Genomic DNA, 19,144 nt, shown 5'->3' with positions numbered 1-19,144 from the left:
CAAGTGCATCTTCTGCGGCTTCTGCGAAGAGAGCTGCCCGGTCGACTCCATCGTCGAGACCCACATCCACGAGTACCACTTCGAGAAGCGCGGCGAGAACATCGTCACCAAGCCGCAGTTGCTGGCCATCGGCGACCGCCTCGAGGACGAGATCGCCCAGCGCCGGTCCGCCGACGCGGCGTTCCGGTGAGGGCAGGGGACAAGGACTGACATGACTTACGAACTCGCCGCCTTCTGGGCCTTCGCCTCGGTGACCGTGCTGGCCGCGCTGGGCGTCATCCTGGCCCGCAACCCGGTGCACGCCGTGCTCAGCCTGGTGCTGACCTTCTTCTCCGCCGCCTGCCTCTGGCTGCTGCTCCAGGCCGAGTTCCTCGGCGTGGTGCTGGTGCTGGTGTACATCGGCGCGGTGATGGTGCTGTTCCTGTTCGTGGTGATGATGCTCGACATCAACACCGCGCCGCTGCGAGAGGGCTTCGTGCGCTACCTGCCGCTCACCGGCGCCGTGGTGGTGGTGATGGCCGCCGAGATGGTGATGCTGATCGGCAGCAAGCGCTTCGAGGTCGGCCTGTCGGCCACCGACCCGGCCGCCGTGCTGGGCAAGACCAACCTGCAGTGGATCGGCGAGACCCTGTTCAGCAAGTACATCCTGCCGTTCGAGACTGCCGCGGTCATCCTGACCGTGGCCCTGGTGGTGGCGGTGATGCTGACCCTGCGCCGCCGCGAGGGCACCAAGCACCAGGACCCGTCCCGCCAGGTCGCCGTGCGCCGCGAGGACCGCGTGCGCCTCGTGAAGGTCCAGGCGGAACCCCGCCAGGAGGGCAACCCGTGATCACGCTCGGCCATTACCTCGCGCTCGCCGCGGTGCTGTTCTGCCTGTCGGTCGCCGGCATCTTCATCAACCGCAAGAACGTCATCGTGCTGTTGATGTGCATCGAGCTGATGCTGCTCTCGGTGAACATCAACTTCGTGGCCTTCTCGCGCTTCCTGGGCGACGTGGACGGCCAGATCTTCGTCTTCTTCATCCTGACCGTGGCCGCCGCCGAGGCCGCCATCGGCCTGGCCATCCTGGTGACGCTGTTCCGCAACCGGCGGACCATCAACGTCGCCGAACTCGATTCGCTGAAGGGCTGAGCGCGCGATGATCCAGATGAACATCCTGTTGGTCATCGCCCTGGCGCCGCTGCTGGGCTCCATCGTCGCCGGCCTGTTCGGCAAGCAGGTGGGCCGCGCCGGCGCGCACTGGGTGACCATCCTGGGCGTGGCGGTGAGCTGCGCGCTCTCGCTGCACGTGCTGTGGCAGTTCCTGGCCCAGGGCGCCGCGCCCTTCAACGAGAACGTCTACACCTTCTTCCAGGTGGGCGGTTACTCGGCGCACGTGGGCTTCATGGTCGACAAGCTCACGGCCATGATGATGGTCGTGGTCACCTTCGTTTCGCTGCTGGTGCACGTCTACACCATCGGCTACATGGAGGAAGACCCGGGCTACCAGCGCTTCTTCAGCTACATCTCGCTGTTCACCTTCAGCATGCTGATGCTGGTGATGAGCAACAACTTCCTGCAGCTGTTCTTTGGCTGGGAGGCGGTGGGCCTGGTGTCCTACCTGCTGATCGGCTTCTGGTACAAGCGCCCGACCGCCATCTTCGCCAACCTCAAGGCCTTCCTGGTCAACCGCGTCGGCGACTTCGGCTTCCTGCTCGGCATCGCCGGCGTGCTGGCCTGGATCGGCACGCTCGACTACGCCACCGCCTTCACGCACGCGGCCAACGCCGACATCCATTCCACCTTCACCCTGTGGTCGGGCAAGGTCGGATTCGGCGGCTGGAGCTACGACGTGCTCTCGGGCCCGGTGCAGGTCGAGGTGATCAGCTTCATCTGCATCTGCCTGTTCATCGGCGCCATGGGCAAGTCGGCGCAGGTGCCGCTGCACGTGTGGCTGCCGGACTCCATGGAAGGCCCGACCCCGATCTCGGCCCTGATCCACGCCGCCACCATGGTGACCGCGGGCATTTTCATGGTCGCCCGCATGTCGCCGCTGTTCGAGCAGAGCGAGGCGGCCCTGGCGTTCGTGCTGTTCATCGGCGCCACCACGGCCTTCTTCACCGGCCTGATCGGCATCATCCAGAACGACATCAAGCGCGTCGTGGCGTATTCCACCCTCTCGCAGCTGGGCTACATGACGGTCGCGCTGGGCGTGTCGGCCTACTCGGCGGCCGTGTTCCACCTGATGACCCACGCCTTCTTCAAGGCGTTGCTGTTCCTGGCGGCCGGCTCGGTGATCATCGGCATGCACCACGAGCAGGACATGCGCAAGATGGGCGGCCTGCGCAAGTACATGCCCATCACCTACTGGACCAGCCTGATCGGCACGCTGGCGCTGGTGGGCACGCCGTTCCTGTCGGGCTTCTACTCCAAGGACACCATCATCGAGGCGGCCGCGCACAATGCCCACGCCAACGCCGGCTTCGTGGCGCAGTACGGCTACTGGGCGGTGCTGGCCGGCGTGTTCGTCACCAGCTTCTACAGCTTCCGCCTTCTGTACCTGACCTTCCACGGCAAGGAGCGCTTCCGCGAGGTGGCCCACGACGACCACCACGGCGATGCGCACCATGACGCCCACGGCGACGACCACCGCCATGGCCACCACGGCCCGGTGGAGCCGCACGAGTCGCCCTGGGTGGTGACCGTGCCGCTGATCCTGCTCGCCATCCCGTCCATCTTCATCGGCTACTTCACCGTGGGCCCGATGCTCGGCGGCGACTTCTTCCGCGGCGCCATCGAGGTGCTGCCGAAGCACGACGCCATGCTGGCCTGGGCCGAGGAGTTCAAGGGCCCGGTGGCGTTCGCCCTGCACGGCATGACCATGCCGGCGTTCTGGCTGGCCTTCGGCGGCTTCGCGCTGGCCACCTTCATCTACCTGTTCAAGCCCTCGGTCGCCGACCGCGCCGCGAAGGTGTTCGCGCTGCCGATCCGCGTGCTGGAGAACAAGTACGGCTTCGACGACCTGTGGATCAAGGGCTTCGCTGGCGGCGGCATCAAGCTCGGCAAGTTCTCCTGGAAGAAGGCCGACGCCGGCCTGATCGACGGCCTGCTGGTGAACGGCTCCGCCACCCTGGTGGACCGCGTCGCCGGCATCGTGCGCCAGCTCCAGACCGGTCGCCTCTACAACTACGCCTTCGCCATGATCCTCGGCCTCATCGTCCTCCTGGCGGTGCTGGTCAAGGTCGTCGGCGCCTGAGACTGACAAGGAAGCCCTGATGCAATCCTCCTGGCCCCTGTTGAGCGTCCTGGTCTGGCTGCCGATCCTCGGCGGCCTGGCCACGCTGGCCTTCGGCGACGCGCGTGCGAACCAGGCGAAGGTGTTCGCCCTGCTGGTGGCGGTCGCCACCCTGGCCTTCAGCCTGCTGCTGTTCGCCGGCCACGACTACGCCTCCCCGGCGATGCGCTTCGTCGAGGACCGCGCCTGGATTCCGAGCTTCGACATCCGCTACCACCTGGGCGTTGACGGCCTGTCGATCGCCCTGATCGCGCTGACCACCCTGACCACCGTGCTGGTGCTGATCGGCTCCTGGACCTCGGTCGAGCGCCGCGCGCACCAGTACTTCGCCGCCTTCCTGGTGCTCGAGGGCATGATGGTGGGCGTCTTCTGCGCGCTCGACGCCATCCTGTTCTACGTGTTCTTCGAGGCCATGCTGATCCCGATGTTCATCATCATCGGCGTCTGGGGCGGCCCGAAGCGCATCTACGCCTCGCTGAAGTTCTTCCTCTACACCTTCCTAGGCTCGGTGCTGATGCTGGTGGGCCTGGTGTACCTGTACATCGTCTCGGGCGAGCGCCTCGAGGGCGGCGCCAGCTTCCAGCTGGCCGACCTCTACCAGCTCAAGCTCAGCGCCACCGAGCAGATGTGGCTGTTCTTCGCCTTCCTGGCCGCCTTCGCGGTGAAGGTGCCGATGTTCCCGGTCCACACCTGGTTGCCGGACGCCCACGTTGAGGCGCCCACCGGCGGTTCGGTGGTGCTGGCGGCCATCATGCTCAAGATCGGCGGCTACGGCTTCCTGCGCTTCACCCTGCCGATCGTGCCGGACGCGGGGCAGGAGTGGGCCTGGCTGGTCATCGCGCTGTCGCTCATGGCCGTGGTCTACATCGGCCTGGTGGCGCTGGTGCAGGAAGACATGAAGAAGCTGATCGCGTACTCGTCGATCGCGCACATGGGCTTCGTCACCCTGGGCAGCTTCATCGTGTTCGCGCTGGTGCGCGAGCTGGGCAACACCGACGCCGCGCAGCTGGGCCTGCAGGGCGCGATGGTGCAGATGATCTCGCACGGCTTCGTCTCGGGCGCCATGTTCTCGTGCGTGGGCGTGGTCTACGACCGCATGCACAGCCGCATGATCCGCGACTACGGCGGCGTGGTGAACACCATGCCGTGGTTCGCCGCCTTCTTCGTGTTCTTCGCCATGGCCAACGCCGGCCTGCCGGGCACGTCGGGTTTCGTGGGCGAGTTCATGGTCATCCTGGCCTCGTTCCAGTACAACGCCTGGGTCGCCTTCGGCGCCGGCTTCACGCTCATCCTGGGCGCGGCCTACACCCTGTGGATGGTCAAGCGCGTCGTGTTCGGCGACGTCGCCAACCACCACGTCGCCGAGCTCACCGACATCAATGGCCGCGAGGCGCTGGTGCTCGGCGTGTTCGCGATCGGTACGCTGGCCCTGGGCGTGTACCCGAAGCCGCTGACCGACCTCATGGAAGCACCGATCGCGCAGCTGCTGACCCAGCTCGCCGCCACCAAGCTGTAAGGAAGCCCCGATGGCCCTGCCGATGCCCACCACCGCCGACCTGCTGCCGCTCGGGCCCGAGATCTTCGTCTGCGGCGCGGCCTTCGCGCTGCTGATGATCGACCTGTTCCTGTCGGACGCCCGCCGTGGCCTGACCCACTTCCTGGCCCTGTTCATCCTGGCCGCGGCGGCGGTGCTGACCATGCGCGACATGGCGATGGAGCCGGCGTTCGGCTTCGCCAACATGTTCGTGCGCGACACCGCCAGCGACGTGCTCAAGGTGGCCGTTTACCTCGTGGCCGGCGCCTCGTTCATCTACGCCAAGCCCTACCTGCAGGACCGCGGCCTGTTCAAGGGCGAGTTCTACGTGCTCGGCCTGTTCTCGGTGCTGGGCATGATGCTGATGATCTCGGCCGGCAGCCTGCTGACCCTGTACCTGGGCCTGGAGTTGCTGGCGCTGAGCTCGTACGGCCTGGTCGCCATGGACCGCGACAGCTCGCGTTCCTCCGAGGCGGCCATGAAGTACTTCGTGCTCGGCTCGATGGCCTCGGGCCTGCTGCTCTACGGCATGTCCATGGTGTACGGCGCCACCGGCAGCCTGCAGCTCGGCGAGATCCACGCCGCCGCCGCGGCCACCGGCGACCGCACGCTGCTGCTGTTCGGCGTGGTGTTCATGCTGGTCGGCATCGCCTTCAAGTTCGGCGCCGCGCCCTTCCACATGTGGCTGCCGGACGTCTACCACGGCGCCCCGACCGCGATCACCCTGTTCATCGGCTCGGCGCCGAAGCTGGCCGCGTTCGGCATGGCCTACCGCCTGCTCGAGTCCGGCGTCGGCCCGCTCGACGCCCAGTGGCAGGACATGGTGGCCTGGCTGTCGGCGCTGTCCCTGGTCATCGGCAACCTCGTGGCGCTGGTGCAGACCAACCTCAAGCGCATGCTGGCCTACTCGACCATCTCGCACGTGGGCTTCCTGTTCATGGGCCTGGCCCACGGCGGCCAGCTCGGCTACGGCGCGGCGATGTTCTACGCCATTTCCTATGCGGTGATGTCGGCCGCCGCCTTCGGCGCCATCATCCTGCTCTCGCGCAAGGGCCACGAAGCGGAGGAGATCTCCGACTTCCGCGGCCTGTGGTCGCGCAACCCGCTGCAGGCCATGCTGGTCATGTTCATCATGGCCTCGCTGGCCGGCGTGCCGCCGTTCCTGGGCTTCTGGGCGAAGCTCGAGGTGCTGCTGGCCGCGCTGGACGCGGGCCTGCTGTGGCTGGCCGTGGTCGGCGTGGTCTGCGCCGTCATCGGCGCCTTCTACTACCTGAAGGTGATGAAGGCGATGTTCTTCGAGGAGCCGGAAGGCGAGGGCCCGCGGCTCCACCCGGACCGCCACCTGCGCCTGCTGTTCGCCGTGAACGCGGTCGCGCTGCTGGTGCTGGGCCTGTTCGCCGACACCATCCTGCATTGGTGCGGGCTGGCGTTCCCAGTCTGAACCGGCCGTTGAACGCCGGGCTTGCGCCGGAAAGCGCAACGCCCCTATAATGCGCGTCTACTGCTGCGGGGTGGAGCAGTCTGGCAGCTCGTCGGGCTCATAACCCGAAGGTCGCAGGTTCAAATCCTGCCCCCGCTACCAGTTTCTGGCGATGTCTTCCGAAAGGAATCACCGCTCAGGCTTTTTCCCTCGGACCGGCCGTTTGGGCGGTCCCGGGAAGCCGGAACCTGGATGTACCGGAAAAGGGCCTTACGGCCCTTTTTTGTTTTCGAAATCCGAGAAACGCAGAGGCGACAGGACCGACCCGATGACCGGCAAGGCGACTGAAATCAGCGAACTGCTCGCGCCCACCGTGGCCGCGCTCGGCCTTGAACTGCTGGGCGTGGAGTTCGCGCCCACCGGCAACAGCGCGCTGCTGCGCATTTACATCGACGCACCCGGTCGCCACGTGGCCATCGAGGACTGCGAGGCCGTGAGCCGCGAAGTCTCGGCCGTGCTCGACGTGGAGGACCCGATCACCTCGGCCTACACGCTGGAAGTGTCGTCGCCGGGCATCGACCGCCCGCTGTTCACGCCGGAGCAGTTCGCGCGTTTCGTGGGCGAGCAGGCCAAGCTCACGCTGCGCCTGGCGCAGGACGGCCGCCGCCGCTTCATTGCCCGCATCACCGGCGTCGAGGGCGACGTGGTGCTGCTGGCGCACGAGGCCGGCGACATGCGCGTGAAGCACGACAACATCGAGAAGGCGCGCCTGGTCCCCGACCTGGTCGCCCTGGGCCTCGCGGCCCAACCCAAACCCACCGGTCCGCGCGGCAAGCGCAAGGCCGACAAAGAATCCTGATTACACCTGAGGCGCCCGACGCCTTTCACGGAGCTGGAAGAGATGAGCAAGGAACTGTTGCTGGTGATGGAAGCGGTCGCCAATGAAAAGGGCGTGCCGCGCGGCGTGATCATCGAGGCGATGGAGGCCGCGCTGGCGTCCGCCGCCAAGAAGCGCTACCACGAGCAGGACGTCGCCATGCGCGTCTCGATCAACCCCAAGGACGGCAGCTACGAAACCTTCCGCCGCTGGGAAGTGGTGGCTGACGACGTGGTGATGGAGTCGCCCGACCGCCAGATCCGCATGATGGACGTGGTGGACGACAAGCCGGATGCGCAGATCGGCGACTTCGTCGAGGAGCAGGTCGAGAACGCCGAGTTCGGCCGCATCGCCGCCCAAGCCGCCAAGCAGGTCATCGTGCAGCGCGTGCGCGAAGCCGAGCGTGCGCAGGTGATCGACGCCTGGCGCGACCGCATCGGCGAGCTGGTGAACGGCATCGTCAAGCGCGTCGAGCGCGGCAATGTCTACGTCGACCTGGGCGGCAACGCCGAGGCGCTGATCCCGAAGGACAAGGCCATCCCGCGCGACGTGCTGCGCCCGGGCGACCGCGTGCGCGGCTACCTGCTCGACGTGCGCGCCGAAACCCGCGGCCCGCAGCTGTTCATCAGCCGCACCGCGCCGGAATTCATGATCGAGCTGTTCAAGCTCGAGGTGCCGGAAGTCGGCCAGGGCCTGGTCGAGATCAAGGCCGCGGCCCGCGACCCGGGCGACCGCGCCAAGATCGCCGTGCTGGCCCATGACCACCGCACCGACCCCATCGGCGCCTGCATCGGCATGCGCGGTTCGCGCGTGCAGGCCGTGAGCAACGAGCTCAACGGCGAGCGCATCGACATCGTGCTGTGGTCGGACAACCCGGCCCAGTTCGTCATCAACGCCATGGCCCCGGCCGAGGTGCAGTCGATCATCGTCGACGAAGAAAAGCGCTCGATGGACCTCGCGGTCGCCGAGGACAAGCTGGCCCAGGCCATCGGCAAGGGCGGCCAGAACGTGCGCCTCGCCAGCCGCCTGACCGGCTGGCAGCTCAACGTGATGACCCCCGACCAGGTGCAGGCCAAGTCCGAGGCCGAGCAGGCCGCCGCCCGCCAGCTGTTCATGGACAAGCTGGAAGTGGACGAGGAGATCGCCGGCATCCTGGTCGCCGAGGGCTTCAGCACGGTCGAGGAAATCGCCTACGTGCCGGCCGCCGAGCTGCTGGCGGTCGAAGGCTTCGACGAGGACATCGTCGAGGAGCTGCGCGCCCGCGCCCGCGACGCCCTGCTCACCGAGGCCCTGCAGGTCGAGGAGGAGATCGAGGAGCACAAGCCGGCCGACGACCTGCTGTCGCTCGACGGCATGGACGAGGCCACCGCCTACGCCCTGGCCGCCCGCGGCGTCGCCACCCGCGACGACCTGGCCGAGCTGGCCACCGACGAGATCACCGACATCGAAGGTGTGGACGAGGAGCGCGCCGCGAAGCTGATCATGGCGGCCCGCGCGCACTGGTTCGAATAATCCGGCCGACACCCGCAAGCCCCGAGTTACACCATTGCGCGCCAGGCGCGCAGGACACCAAGGAATCACCACCACATGTCTGAAGTCACCGTAGGTTCGCTGGCCAAAGTGCTGGGTATGCCCGTCGAGAAGCTGCTCGAGCAGCTTTCCGGCGCGGGCATGACCTTCAGCGGGCCGGATCAGGTGGTCAGCAGCACCGAGAAGATGAAGCTGCTCGGTTTCCTTCGCCGAACGCACGGCAAGGACGACAAGCCGGCCGAAGCCGCCGCGCCGAAGAAAATCACGCTGCAGCGTCGCAAGCAGGAAGAGCTGACGGTCAGCGCCGGCAAGACCAAGGCCACGGTCACCGTCGAGGTGCGCCAGAAGCGCACCTACGTCAAGCGCGACGAAGTCGAGGCGCCGGTCTCCGACGAGCGCGCCGAAGCCCTGCGCAAGCTCGAGGAATCCAAGGCCCGCAACGAGGCCGAGCTGGCCGCGCTGAGCGAATCCGACCGCAAGCGCGCCATGGAGCGCGAGGCCGAGGAAGCCCGCATCCGCAACGAGGAGGCCGCCCGCGCGGCCGCCGAAGCCGCCGCCGCCGCGGCGGAAGCCGAAGCCGAGGAAGAGCCGGTCGCGAAGCCGGCGGCCAAGGCCCCGCCCGTGCCGTCCCTGCCGCCGGGCGCCATCGTCATCCACGAGCCGCGCAAGGCGCGTGCCGAAGCCAAGGTGCACGCCAAGCCGGCGGCCCCGGCCCGGCCGACCCCGGCCGGCCCGAGCAAGGCCCCGGCCCCGGGCGCGAACAAGCCCGCCGGCAAGCACAAGGCCGTGCGCGGTTCGCACGCCATGGTGGACAACGAGGGTGACGAGGGCCAGGCCAGCCGTTTCGCCGCCGGCCAGCTGCACCTCACCGATTCCGAGCGCGCCCGCCGCGGCGCCGCCGGCAACCGCAAGAAGCCCAAGATGCGCATGGCCGAGCCTTCGCGCACGGCCAGCGGCCAGCACGGCTTCTCCCGCCCGACCGCGCCGATCGTCCGCGAGGTCTTCATCGGCGACAGCATTTCCGTGGCCGACCTGGCCCAGAAGCTGGCCATGAAGGGCGGCGAAGTGGTGCGCGCGCTGTTCAAGATGGGCGTGATGGCCACCATCAACCAGGTGATCGACCACGACACCGCGGTGCTGGTGGTCGAGGAACTGGGCCACAAGGCCAGCAAGACCGCCGAGGACGACGCCGAGACCGCGCTGGTCGCGCACGTCGAGGAGACGCAGGGCGAGAAGCGTCCGCGTCCGCCCGTGGTCACCATCATGGGCCACGTCGACCACGGCAAGACCTCGCTGCTCGACTACATCCGCCGCACCAAGGTGGCGTCGGGCGAGTCCGGCGGCATCACCCAGCACATCGGCGCCTACCACGTCGAAACCGACAAGGGCGTCATCAGCTTCCTCGACACCCCGGGCCACTCGGCGTTCACCGCCATGCGCGCCCGCGGCGCCAAGCTCACCGACATCGTGGTGCTGGTGGTCGCGGCCGACGACGGCGTGATGCCGCAGACGGTCGAGGCCGTGCAGCACGCGCGTGCCGCCAAGGTGCCGCTGCTGGTGGCCGTGAACAAGATGGACAAGCCGGAAGCCAACCCGGACAACGTCAAGCAGGGCCTGGTGAAGCTCGAGGTCGTGCCGGAAGAGTGGGGCGGCGACGTGCAGTTCGTGCCGGTGTCGGCCAAGACCGGCATGGGCATCGACGCGCTGCTCGACGCCATCTCGGTCCAGGCCGAGGTGATGGAACTGCAGGCCGTGTACGACGCCCGCGCCACCGGCGTGGTCATCGAGGCCTCGCTCGACAAGGGCCGCGGCCCGGTCGCCACGGTGCTGGTGCAGCAGGGCACCCTGAAGAAGGGCGACTACCTGGTGTGCGGCACCTACTACGGCCGCGTGCGCGCCCTGTTCGACGAAAACGGCAAGCAGGTGGATGCGGCCGAGCCGTCGATCCCGGTGCAGGTGCTCGGCCTGTCGGGCGTGCCCGACGCCGGCGACGACTTCGTGGTCGTGGCCGACGAGCGCCTGGCCAAGGACGTGGCCCAGCAGCGCGACGCCAAGAAGCGCGAGTCGCGCCTGGTCGCTGCCGCCGGCACCCGCATGGAAGACATCATGGCCCAGATGGGCCAGGACAGCGGCCAGGTCACCCTGAACCTGCTGGTGAAGGCCGACGTGCAGGGTTCGGTCGAGGCGCTGCGCCAGTCGCTGGTGGCGCTGTCGAACGACATGATCAAGGTCAACGTGATCTCCTCGGGCGTGGGCGGCATCACCGAGTCCGACGCCACGCTCGCCGCGACCTCGAAGGCCGTCATCATCGGCTTCAACGTCCGCGCCGACGCCAGCGCCCGCAAGGTGATCGAGAGCAACGGCCTCGACCTGCGCTACTTCTCGATCATCTACGACGTCATCGACCAGGTTAAGCAGGTGGCGTCCGGCCTGCTCGGCAAGGAAATCCGCGAGGAGATCATCGGCATCGCCGAGGTCCGCGACGTGTTCCGCAGCTCCAAGTTCGGCGCCGTGGCCGGTTCCCTCGTCATCGAGGGCACGGTCAAGAAGAGCAAGCCGATCCGCGTGCTGCGCGACAGCGTGGTCATCTTCGAGGGCGAGCTCGAGTCGCTGCGCCGCTTCAAGGACAACGTCGAGGAAGTCCGCTCGGGTACCGAGTGCGGCATCGCGGTGAAGGCGTACAACGACGTCAAGCCCGGCGACCAGATCGAGTGCTTCGAGCGCATCGAGGTCCAGCGCACGCTGTAAGGCGCGCGCGACGCCATGGCGACCAAGAGCTTCCACCGCACCGACCGGGTCTCGGCGCAGCTGCGCCGGGACCTGGGCCAGATCGTCCACGAGGCCGTGCGCGAGCACGGCCTGCCGTCGGTCTCCGTTTCCGACGTCGAGGTGACGCGCGACCTGGCCCACGCCAAGGTCTTCGTCACCGCGCTGCTGGCCGAACAGGGCCCGGTGGCGGTGAAGGCGCTGAAGGAACTGGCGCCCGAGCTTCGCTACCGCCTCGGCCAGGCCGTGCGCATGCGCCACGTGCCCGAGCTGCATTTCCACTACGACGATTCGGTGGACAAGGGCGAGCGCATCGAAAAGCTGCTGCGCGAGAACCCGCCCGGTCCCGCCGAAGACTGAGGCCCCGCCCGTGGGCCGCACCGTGTTCCGCCCGCTCGACGGCATCCTGCTGCTCGACAAGCCCGCCGGCCTGAGTTCGAACCAGGCCCTGCAGCGGGCGCGCCACCTCTACCGCGCCGAGAAGGGCGGACACACCGGCGCCCTCGACCCCCTGGCCACCGGCCTGCTGCCCCTGTGCTTCGGCGAGGCGACCAAGATCGCCGGCCTGCTGCTGGGCGGCCGCAAGGCCTACGAGGCCGAAGTGGTGCTGGGCGCGGTCACCGACACCGACGACGCCGACGGCCAGGTGCTGCGCGAACGCCCCGTGCCTGCCCTGGACCGCGCCCGGGTGGAGGCGGCGCTGGCGCCGTTCCTGGGCCGCATCCGCCAGCGCCCGCCGATCTATTCCGCGCTCAAGCAGGGCGGCGAGCCGCTGTACGCCAAGGCCCGGCGCGGCGAATCCATCGAGGTGCCCGAGCGCGAGGTGGACATCGAGGCCATCGAGCTGCGCGACCTGGCCGGCGACCGCCTGCGGCTGGCCGTGACCTGCGGGTCGGGCACCTACATCCGCAGCCTGGCCCGCGACCTCGGCGAGGCCCTGGGCTGCGGCGGCCACATCGCCGTGCTCCGGCGCACCTGGGTCGAGCCCTTCACGGCGCCGCGCATGCACACCTTGGAAGAGCTCCAGGCCCTGGCCGGGGAGGGCGGCGAAGCCGCGCTGGACGCGCTGCTGCTGCCCGTCGAGGCCGGCCTGGCGCATTTCCCGGCGGTGGCCCTGGACCCGGCGCAGGCCCGCCGGATCGCCCAGGGCCAGCCCGTGCCCGTCGCAGGCCCGCCCGAGACCGAGCTCAACCTCACGGACCTGAACGGGCGGAGCCTGGGCCTGGGCCGGCGCGGCGAAGACGGCCAGGTCTGGCCAAAACGCCTGTTCCGCTGGGTCGCCCACGCATAAAGCCTTGTTCCGCAAGGCCCGCTCCGTTAAACTTTCGCGGCAATTTTCCGTTGTATTCCCCAACCGGCGGGCCAATGCGGTGCGTCGTCGCCACTGGCGGCGTTCCTGCGGGCTGCGCATCACCATAGAGAAGAAGACATGTCCTACGATTCCGCCAAGATCATTGAAGAGTTCAAGCGCACGCCGAACGACACCGGCTCCCCGGAAGTCCAGGTCGCGCTGCTCTCCGCCCGCATCGACCAGCTGACCGAGCATTTCAAGGCGCACAAGCAGGACCACCACTCCCGCCGCGGCCTGCTCAAGATGGTCAACCAGCGCCGCAGCCTGCTGGGCTACCTGAAGAAGAAAGACGCCGCGCGCTACCAGACGCTCATCGAGCGCTTGGGCCTGCGCCGCTGAGGAATGCTAGACCCACACGGCGCAGAAATGCGCCGTGTGCATTTTGGGATTCCCAGAATGCGCCAACCGCGGGGCAGGGTGCCCCCCGGGGATGAATCCAGAGACAAAGGAAGCGATAAACGTGGCGAAAGTAACCAAGACGTTCCAGTACGGTCAGCACCAGGTCACCCTGGAAACGGGCGAAGTGGCCCGCCAGGCCAGTGGCTCGGTCATCGTGAAGATGAACGATACCGTCGTGCTGGTGACGGCGGTCGGCAACAAGAACGCGAAGGAGGGCATGGACTTCTTCCCGCTCACCGTCGACTACATCGAGAAGTTCTACGCCGGCGGCCGCATCCCGGGTGGCTTCTTCAAGCGCGAAGGCCGCCAGACCGAGCGCGAGACCCTGGTCTCCCGCCTGATCGACCGTCCGATCCGCCCGCTGTTCCCCGAGCACTTCCGCAACGAAGTGCAGGTGATCGCCACCGTCATGTCGCTCAACCCGGAAGTGCCGGGTGACATCCCGGCCCTGATCGGCGCCTCCGCCGCGCTGGCCCTGTCGGGCATCCCGTTCTCGGGCCCGATCGGCGCCGCCAAGGTCGGTTACGCCAACGGCCAGTACCTGCTCAACCCGTCCACCACCGAGCTCAAGACCTCGGACCTGGAGCTGGTCGTCGCCGGTACCGCCAACGCCGTGCTGATGGTCGAGTCCGAAGCCAAGGAGCTGAGCGAAGACGTCATGCTCGGCGCCGTGATGTTCGGCCACAAGCAGATGCAGGCCGTCATCAACGCCATCAACGAGTTGGTCGCCGAAGTCGGCGTCAAGGCCTGGGACTGGAAGGCGCCGGAAAAGGCGCAGGCCCCGATCGACGCGCTCAAGGCCGCGCTCGGCGACAAGCTGGCCGCCGCGTTCCAGATCAAGGACAAGCTGGCCCGCCGCGACGCCATTTCGGCGCTCAAGAAGGAAGTGCTGGAATCGCTCAAGCCGCAGGCCGAGGCCAATGGCTGGAACCTGGCCGACCTGGGCAAGGAGTTCGGCGAGCTCGAGTACAGCACCATGCGTGACTCGGTCCTCAAGACCAAGGTCCGCATCGACGGCCGCGCGCTCGACACCGTCCGCCCGATCACCGTCAAGACCGGCGTGCTCCCGCGCGTGCACGGCTCGGCGCTGTTCACCCGCGGCGAGACCCAGGCCATCGTGGTCGCCACCCTGGGCACCGCCCGCGACGGCCAGATCATCGACGCCGTGGAAGGCGAGTCCAAGGACCACTTCCTGTTCCACTACAACTTCCCGCCGTACTCGGTCGGCGAAGCCGGCCGCATGATGGGCCCGAAGCGCCGCGAAATCGGCCACGGCCGCCTGGCGCGCCGCGGCGTGCAGGCGATCATGCCGACGATGGAGTCGTTCCCGTACACCATCCGCGTGGTCTCCGAGATCACCGAGTCGAACGGTTCGTCCTCGATGGCCTCGGTCTGCGGTTCCTCGCTGGCCCTGATGGACGCCGGCGTGCCGGTGAAGGCCCCGGTGGCGGGCATCGCCATGGGCCTGGTCAAGGAAGGCAGCGACTACGTCGTGCTGTCGGACATCCTGGGTGACGAAGACCACCTGGGCGACATGGACTTCAAGGTGGCGGGTACCGAGAACGGCATCTCCGCGCTGCAGATGGACATCAAGATCGACGGCATCACCGAGGAGATCATGAAGGTCGCGCTGGCCCAGGCCAAGCAGGGCCGCCTGCACATCCTCGGCGAGATGGCCAAGGCCATCACCGCGCCGCGCTCGGAGCTGTCCGAGTACGCGCCGCGCCTGCTGACCATCAAGATCCACCCGGACAAGATCCGCGAAGTGATCGGCAAGGGTGGCGCCACCATCCAGGGCATCACCAAGGAAACCGGCACCCAGATCGACATCCAGGACGACGGCACCATCGTGATCGCCTCGGTCAACGCCGCCGCCGCCCAGGCCGCGAAGGCGCGCATCGAGCAGATCACCTCGGACGTCGAGCCGGGCCGCATCTACGAAGGCAAGGTCGCCAAGATCATGGACTTCGGTGCGTTCGTCACCATCGCCCCGGGCAAGGACGGCCTGGTGCACGTGTCGCAGATCTCCAACGAGCGCGTCGAGAAGGTGTCCGACAAGCTCAAGGAAGGCGACCTGGTGAAGGTCAAGGTGCTGGAAGTGGACAAGCAGGGCCGCATCCGCCTGTCCATCAAGGCCATCGAGGAGGGCGAGGGCTGAGCCTTCGCTTCCTTCGCGTGACACGGAAAAGCGGGCTTCGGCCCGCTTTTTCTTTGGGCCCGACGAAATTCTCGGGTTTTGCGCGTGGCACGATTTCGGTATGTTCAACCCCTGCCACGTTTGGACCCAAAGAGGTCAGGAATGTCCCACGACATGACGCCCGGTCTGCGGGCACAGGTTTCCAGGGCAGGGTTCTTCTCCCTGGCGTGCCTCGCACTGGTGCTGTCGATTGTGTCCGTCGTGCAGGCGCAGGTGGTCACCACCGTCGTCGGCGGTGGCGATGGCAACGGGGTTCTGGCGACCGACCTCGAACTCAACCTCGTGACGGGTCTTGCCCGTGATTCCGAGGGACGACTGCTGGTCGGTTCGCATGGCCTGATCCACCGCATCAACGCTGACGGCACCGCGACCCGCATCGCCGGCGTGCCCGGTACGGTCACCTGGCGGCCCACCGAGGGCCTGGCGACAGGCATCGCGCTCGGCCAGCTCAAGTCGGTGGCCGGCATTCCCGCCGGCGACGTTTTCTACGCCGACAACGGGCCTTACTCGCGCCGCATCAACACCGGTGGAATGGTCAGCAACGTCACCGACATGGGCTGGCCCGGCCTGCCGGCGGCCCTGGCCGCGGACCGCAGCGGGCGCATGCACGTGGCCTCGCCCCAGCAGGTGTTCCGCGCCGACCTGGCGGCCGGCAATGTCACGCTGGTCGCCGGCAACGGCGACTCCACCGATACCGGTGACGGCGGCCCCGCTACCGAGGCTGGCTTCGCCGAGATCCGGGCCCTGGCCTTCGACCGCCAGAACCGCCTGCTCGTGGCGACCGCCAACGGCATCCGCCGGGTCGAAGCCGATGGCACGGTGGTGACCGTGCTCCTGGCCACGGGCGTGAACGGCATGGATGCCGGCCCTGACGGCACGCTCTATTACAGCCGAGGCAGCCAGGTGTTGGCCGTGGACGCCGAGGGCAACACCAGCGTGTACGCCGGACTGGCGGAGAGCGGCATGTCCGGGGACGGCGGTCTTGCCGTCGATGCGCGTTTCGATGGTCCTTCGACCCTGCTGGCGAACGATGACGGCTCGCTGCTGGTGGCCGACACGAACAACCGGCGGGTTCGGCGGATTTTCGTCGGCGAGGCGACGCCGTCGGCGCCGCCCCCGCCGCTGAGGCCCGGTGCCGCGCGCATCGGCGACGAGGTGCGGGTGAGTATCAATCCTCCGCTAGACGACGGCGGCAGCCCGATCACCGGCTATACGGTCAGTTCCATTCCCGCGGGCGGCATCGACCCGGCGCCGGGCTCGCTCACCCTGTCGCGCAGCATCGGCGGCCTGCAGGGTGGCACCACCTACCGTTTCGTGGTCCGGGCCACCAACGCCATCGGTACCAGCAGCGCATCGCCCAACTCCACCCCGGTCATCGCGCCGACGGTTGAACGGCCGACGCTGACCGTGGGCAGCCCCGCGGTGGAAGAGGGCAACGCGGGCACGCGGACGGTGACCGTGCCGGTCACGCTGTCCTTCCCGCTGGCCTATGACCTTGCTTTCGAAGTCTCCACCGTGGGCGGCACGGCCACCGCCGGCGCGGACTTCGTTGCGCGCGACAAGGTCGCGACGGTGATCCCCACGAATGAAACCGAGGTCGAGTTCAGCTTCGAGGTCATCGGGGACACCGTGCGGGAGGCCGATGAAACGGTCCTGGTTCGCGTCTCCGCCGCCGCGGGCCTGGCGGCGCAGCCGGCCGATGGCGTGGTGACCCTGCTCGACGACGACCAGGCGGCCGGCACGCCGCCGGCGCCGGTGGCGCGCGGCGAGCGGCGCGTGATCGACCACGCTGTCGCTTCGCTCGACATCGACGTGCTGGCCAACGACGACCTCGACGCGGGCCTGATGGCCGGCGGCTCGCTGGCGATCGTGGGCGCCTTGCCGCAGGGCCAGGCCACGGTCGTGGGCAACCTCGTGCGTTTCGTCCCGCGCGACGGATTCTCCGGCGAAGACCTCTTCCGCTACCGCGTCTGCGACAACCTTGGCCGCTGCAGCGAGGCGGACGTGTCGGTGGTGGTGCGCCCGGTGCCGCGCGTGGACCTCGAGGTTGCTTCGCGCTCCGGCCGCCATCGGCAGCCGGTGAGCGACCTGCCGCCCATGGACTCGCTGCGCTTCGAGTCCACGCCGCTGGTGGCGCCCGCGCCGATGACGCTGGCGCCGGTCGCCGACGACACGCCGGCCAGCCCCTGGGATTCCCCGCTGGGCCGCGCCTTCGTGCGCCTGCCGATGGTGACCGACGCCGGCGCTTCCGCCGTTGACCACCAATTGCTCGTTGACGTGATCGCCAGCACCGGCGGCGAACGCCTCGACCTGTACCTGGGCATGGACTACAACGGCGACGGCCAGCCACAGGCCGGGGAAGTGCTGTGCCTGGATTCCCAGTCCGCCACGCCCCGCTGCGAGGCCCGCCTGCAGCGCCCCGACCTGGGCACCAGCCATTACTGGGTGATGCTGCACAACCGCAATGGCGTTGACGCCAGTGCCAACCTGCGGGTCTTCGACGTGCCGATGCTCGCCACCGACGGCAGCCTCGTGGCCACCGGTCCGGGCCGGCTGGGGCAGGGCGAGGACTTCGACCTCAAGCTCGGCTGGAATGCGCAGGGCCTGCTGCCCGGCGACTGGCTCGCGGGGTTCGTCACCACGCGTGACAGCGCGCGCATCACGGCCGGTGGTTTCCCCGTACGGCTGCACCGCACCGCCGCCATCGAAGAGCCCCTGTTGCTCGCCTCCGGCAAACCGGTGACGCTGCGCCTGGCTCCCGGCGCCAGCCACCGCCGCATCTTCATCGACGTGCCCGAGGGCAGCACCAACCTGCGCGTCACCACCAGCGCGCCGGATGCCTCCTTCCGCATACAGTTGGTGCACGGCGGCACCGATGCCGACCCGGCCGACACCACGGTGCCCGAGGCTCCCGCGGCCGGCGTGGCCACCGCGCGCGTGAAGCGCGGCGACGTGCTGCAGGCCGTGCCGGCGCCCGGCCGCTGGTACGTGGTGGCGCGCAACGAGGGCGCCATGCCCGGCGCGATGACGATCACCGCCACCGTCGAGGGTGCGGCGCCGGTGGTGCGGCCCGGCAGCTATTTCAACGCGGCGCGCCCGGGCCACGGCCTGTTCCTGTACCCGGCCGGCAACCAGTGGGCCGGGCTGTGGTACGCCTATGCCGACGACGGCCGTCCGACCTGGTATTACCTGCAGGGCGCTGCGCCGGGTGCGAATGGTGCCTGGGCCGGCGACCTCTACCGCGCCGCCTGGCACGGCACCTCCAACGTGCTGGCGAAGGTCGGCCTGGCCACGGTCACGCCAACCGGCCCGGATGCCTTCACCTTCAGCTACACGCTCGACGGCCTGTCGGGCAGCGAGCCGATGGCGGCGCTGGGCCGCGGCTGTCCGACGCTGGCCGGGCTGCCGCAGGACCTCAGCTCGCACTGGTTCAACCCCCAGCGCGCCGGCACCGGTTACAGCGTGCAGCTGTGGGAGCAGTACGAATACCTGGCCGCCTTCGTCTACGACGGCCGCGGCGAGCCGCGTTTCCTGGCGGCCGAGCGCAACGGCTTCGGTGGCGCCGAAACGGTGCTGGCGCTGGAACAGCTGCGCGGCGCCTGCCCGACCTGCGCCTGGGTGCCGCCCGTGCGGGCCAGCGTGGGTACGCTGCTGCGACGCATAGCCAATGGCGCGCTTTCGCACATCGAGCTTGATGTTGAATACACCGACGGCGTGCCGGGCACCTGGACCGCCATCGACGGCGTCGAGCTGCTCGGCGGCGCCGGCACCACCCAGGGCTGCCAGCGCTGATCCC

General features: G+C 68.5%; 14 protein-coding genes and 1 tRNA gene. All 15 read left to right on the top strand.

Annotated elements, in window-relative coordinates:
* A partial coding sequence (locus ACE3Q2_RS11060) for a 4Fe-4S binding protein (RefSeq protein ID WP_374474044.1) occupies window positions 1–190 on the top strand: 190 nt, incomplete at its 5' end.
* Between the two features lie 21 nt (window positions 191–211).
* On the top strand, window positions 212–829 hold the full coding sequence (locus ACE3Q2_RS11055) for an NADH-quinone oxidoreductase subunit J (RefSeq protein WP_231694114.1): 618 nt from the start codon (window positions 212–214) through the stop codon (window positions 827–829).
* Window positions 826–1,131 (top strand): NADH-quinone oxidoreductase subunit NuoK, encoded by a 306-nt coding sequence (nuoK, locus tag ACE3Q2_RS11050; protein ID WP_043800177.1) that lies wholly within the window; start codon window positions 826–828, stop codon window positions 1,129–1,131. The genes ACE3Q2_RS11055 and nuoK overlap by 4 nt, the downstream gene beginning before the upstream one ends.
* Before the next feature lie 7 nt (window positions 1,132–1,138).
* The gene (nuoL, locus tag ACE3Q2_RS11045; RefSeq protein WP_231694113.1) at window positions 1,139–3,235 is read left to right on the top strand and encodes an NADH-quinone oxidoreductase subunit L; all 2,097 of its coding nucleotides are present in this window, start codon (window positions 1,139–1,141) and stop codon (window positions 3,233–3,235) included.
* 19 nt (window positions 3,236–3,254) lie between these two features.
* On the top strand, window positions 3,255–4,790 hold the full coding sequence (locus ACE3Q2_RS11040; protein WP_374474043.1) for an NADH-quinone oxidoreductase subunit M: 1,536 nt from the start codon (window positions 3,255–3,257) through the stop codon (window positions 4,788–4,790).
* 10 nt (window positions 4,791–4,800) lie between these two features.
* Window positions 4,801–6,249, top strand: a complete 1,449-nt coding sequence (gene nuoN / locus ACE3Q2_RS11035; protein WP_374474041.1) for an NADH-quinone oxidoreductase subunit NuoN — start codon at window positions 4,801–4,803, stop codon at window positions 6,247–6,249.
* 64 nt (window positions 6,250–6,313) lie between these two features.
* Window positions 6,314–6,390 (top strand) — tRNA-Met (locus ACE3Q2_RS11030).
* A 166-nt stretch (window positions 6,391–6,556) separates the two neighbouring features.
* The gene (gene rimP, locus ACE3Q2_RS11025) at window positions 6,557–7,087 is read left to right on the top strand and encodes a ribosome maturation factor RimP (protein WP_231694110.1); all 531 of its coding nucleotides are present in this window, start codon (window positions 6,557–6,559) and stop codon (window positions 7,085–7,087) included.
* Window positions 7,088–7,129: 42 nt separating this feature from the next.
* A complete protein-coding gene (nusA, locus tag ACE3Q2_RS11020; protein ID WP_374474040.1) occupies window positions 7,130–8,617 on the top strand; it encodes a transcription termination factor NusA in 1,488 nt (495 codons plus the stop codon).
* 75 nt (window positions 8,618–8,692) lie between these two features.
* Window positions 8,693–11,383, top strand: coding sequence for a translation initiation factor IF-2 (gene infB / locus ACE3Q2_RS11015; RefSeq protein WP_374474039.1), 2,691 nt, complete (start codon window positions 8,693–8,695; stop codon window positions 11,381–11,383).
* Between the two features lie 15 nt (window positions 11,384–11,398).
* Complete coding sequence (gene rbfA, locus ACE3Q2_RS11010) at window positions 11,399–11,761, top strand: 30S ribosome-binding factor RbfA (RefSeq protein WP_374474038.1); 363 nt, start codon at window positions 11,399–11,401, stop codon at window positions 11,759–11,761.
* 10 nt (window positions 11,762–11,771) lie between these two features.
* Entirely contained in the window at window positions 11,772–12,692 is a 921-nt protein-coding gene (gene truB / locus ACE3Q2_RS11005) for a tRNA pseudouridine(55) synthase TruB (RefSeq protein WP_374474037.1), read from the top strand.
* A 138-nt stretch (window positions 12,693–12,830) separates the two neighbouring features.
* Window positions 12,831–13,091: a 30S ribosomal protein S15 gene (gene rpsO, locus ACE3Q2_RS11000; protein WP_231694105.1), complete on the top strand. Its 261-nt coding sequence runs from the start codon at window positions 12,831–12,833 to the stop codon at window positions 13,089–13,091.
* Window positions 13,092–13,212: 121 nt separating this feature from the next.
* Entirely contained in the window at window positions 13,213–15,309 is a 2,097-nt protein-coding gene (gene pnp / locus ACE3Q2_RS10995; protein ID WP_231694104.1) for a polyribonucleotide nucleotidyltransferase, read from the top strand.
* A gap of 141 nt (window positions 15,310–15,450) precedes the next feature.
* Complete coding sequence (locus ACE3Q2_RS10990) at window positions 15,451–19,140, top strand: Ig-like domain-containing protein (RefSeq protein ID WP_374474035.1); 3,690 nt, start codon at window positions 15,451–15,453, stop codon at window positions 19,138–19,140.
* Window positions 19,141–19,144 lie beyond the last annotated feature (4 nt).

The sequence above is a fragment of the Arenimonas sp. genome (assembly GCF_041913985.1).
In the GTDB taxonomy this organism is placed as follows: Bacteria; Pseudomonadota; Gammaproteobacteria; order Xanthomonadales; family Xanthomonadaceae; genus Arenimonas.
This window is presented reverse-complemented; position numbering and strand designations above follow the sequence as displayed.

Bases quoted from the DNA above. Each gene is read 5' to 3' on its own strand.
- ACE3Q2_RS11055 (WP_231694114.1), top strand. From the start codon at position 212: ATGACTTACGAACTCGCCGCCTTCTGGGCCTTCGCCTCGGTGACCGTG.
- nuoL (WP_231694113.1), top strand. From the start codon at position 1,139: ATGATCCAGATGAACATCCTGTTGGTCATCGCCCTGGCGCCGCTGCTG.
- ACE3Q2_RS11040 (WP_374474043.1), top strand. From the start codon at position 3,255: ATGCAATCCTCCTGGCCCCTGTTGAGCGTCCTGGTCTGGCTGCCGATC.
- nuoN (WP_374474041.1), top strand. From the start codon at position 4,801: ATGGCCCTGCCGATGCCCACCACCGCCGACCTGCTGCCGCTCGGGCCC.
- rimP (WP_231694110.1), top strand. From the start codon at position 6,557: ATGACCGGCAAGGCGACTGAAATCAGCGAACTGCTCGCGCCCACCGTG.
- nusA (WP_374474040.1), top strand. From the start codon at position 7,130: ATGAGCAAGGAACTGTTGCTGGTGATGGAAGCGGTCGCCAATGAAAAG.
- infB (WP_374474039.1), top strand. From the start codon at position 8,693: ATGTCTGAAGTCACCGTAGGTTCGCTGGCCAAAGTGCTGGGTATGCCC.
- rbfA (WP_374474038.1), top strand. From the start codon at position 11,399: ATGGCGACCAAGAGCTTCCACCGCACCGACCGGGTCTCGGCGCAGCTG.
- rpsO (WP_231694105.1), top strand. From the start codon at position 12,831: ATGTCCTACGATTCCGCCAAGATCATTGAAGAGTTCAAGCGCACGCCG.
- ACE3Q2_RS10990 (WP_374474035.1), top strand. From the start codon at position 15,451: ATGTCCCACGACATGACGCCCGGTCTGCGGGCACAGGTTTCCAGGGCA.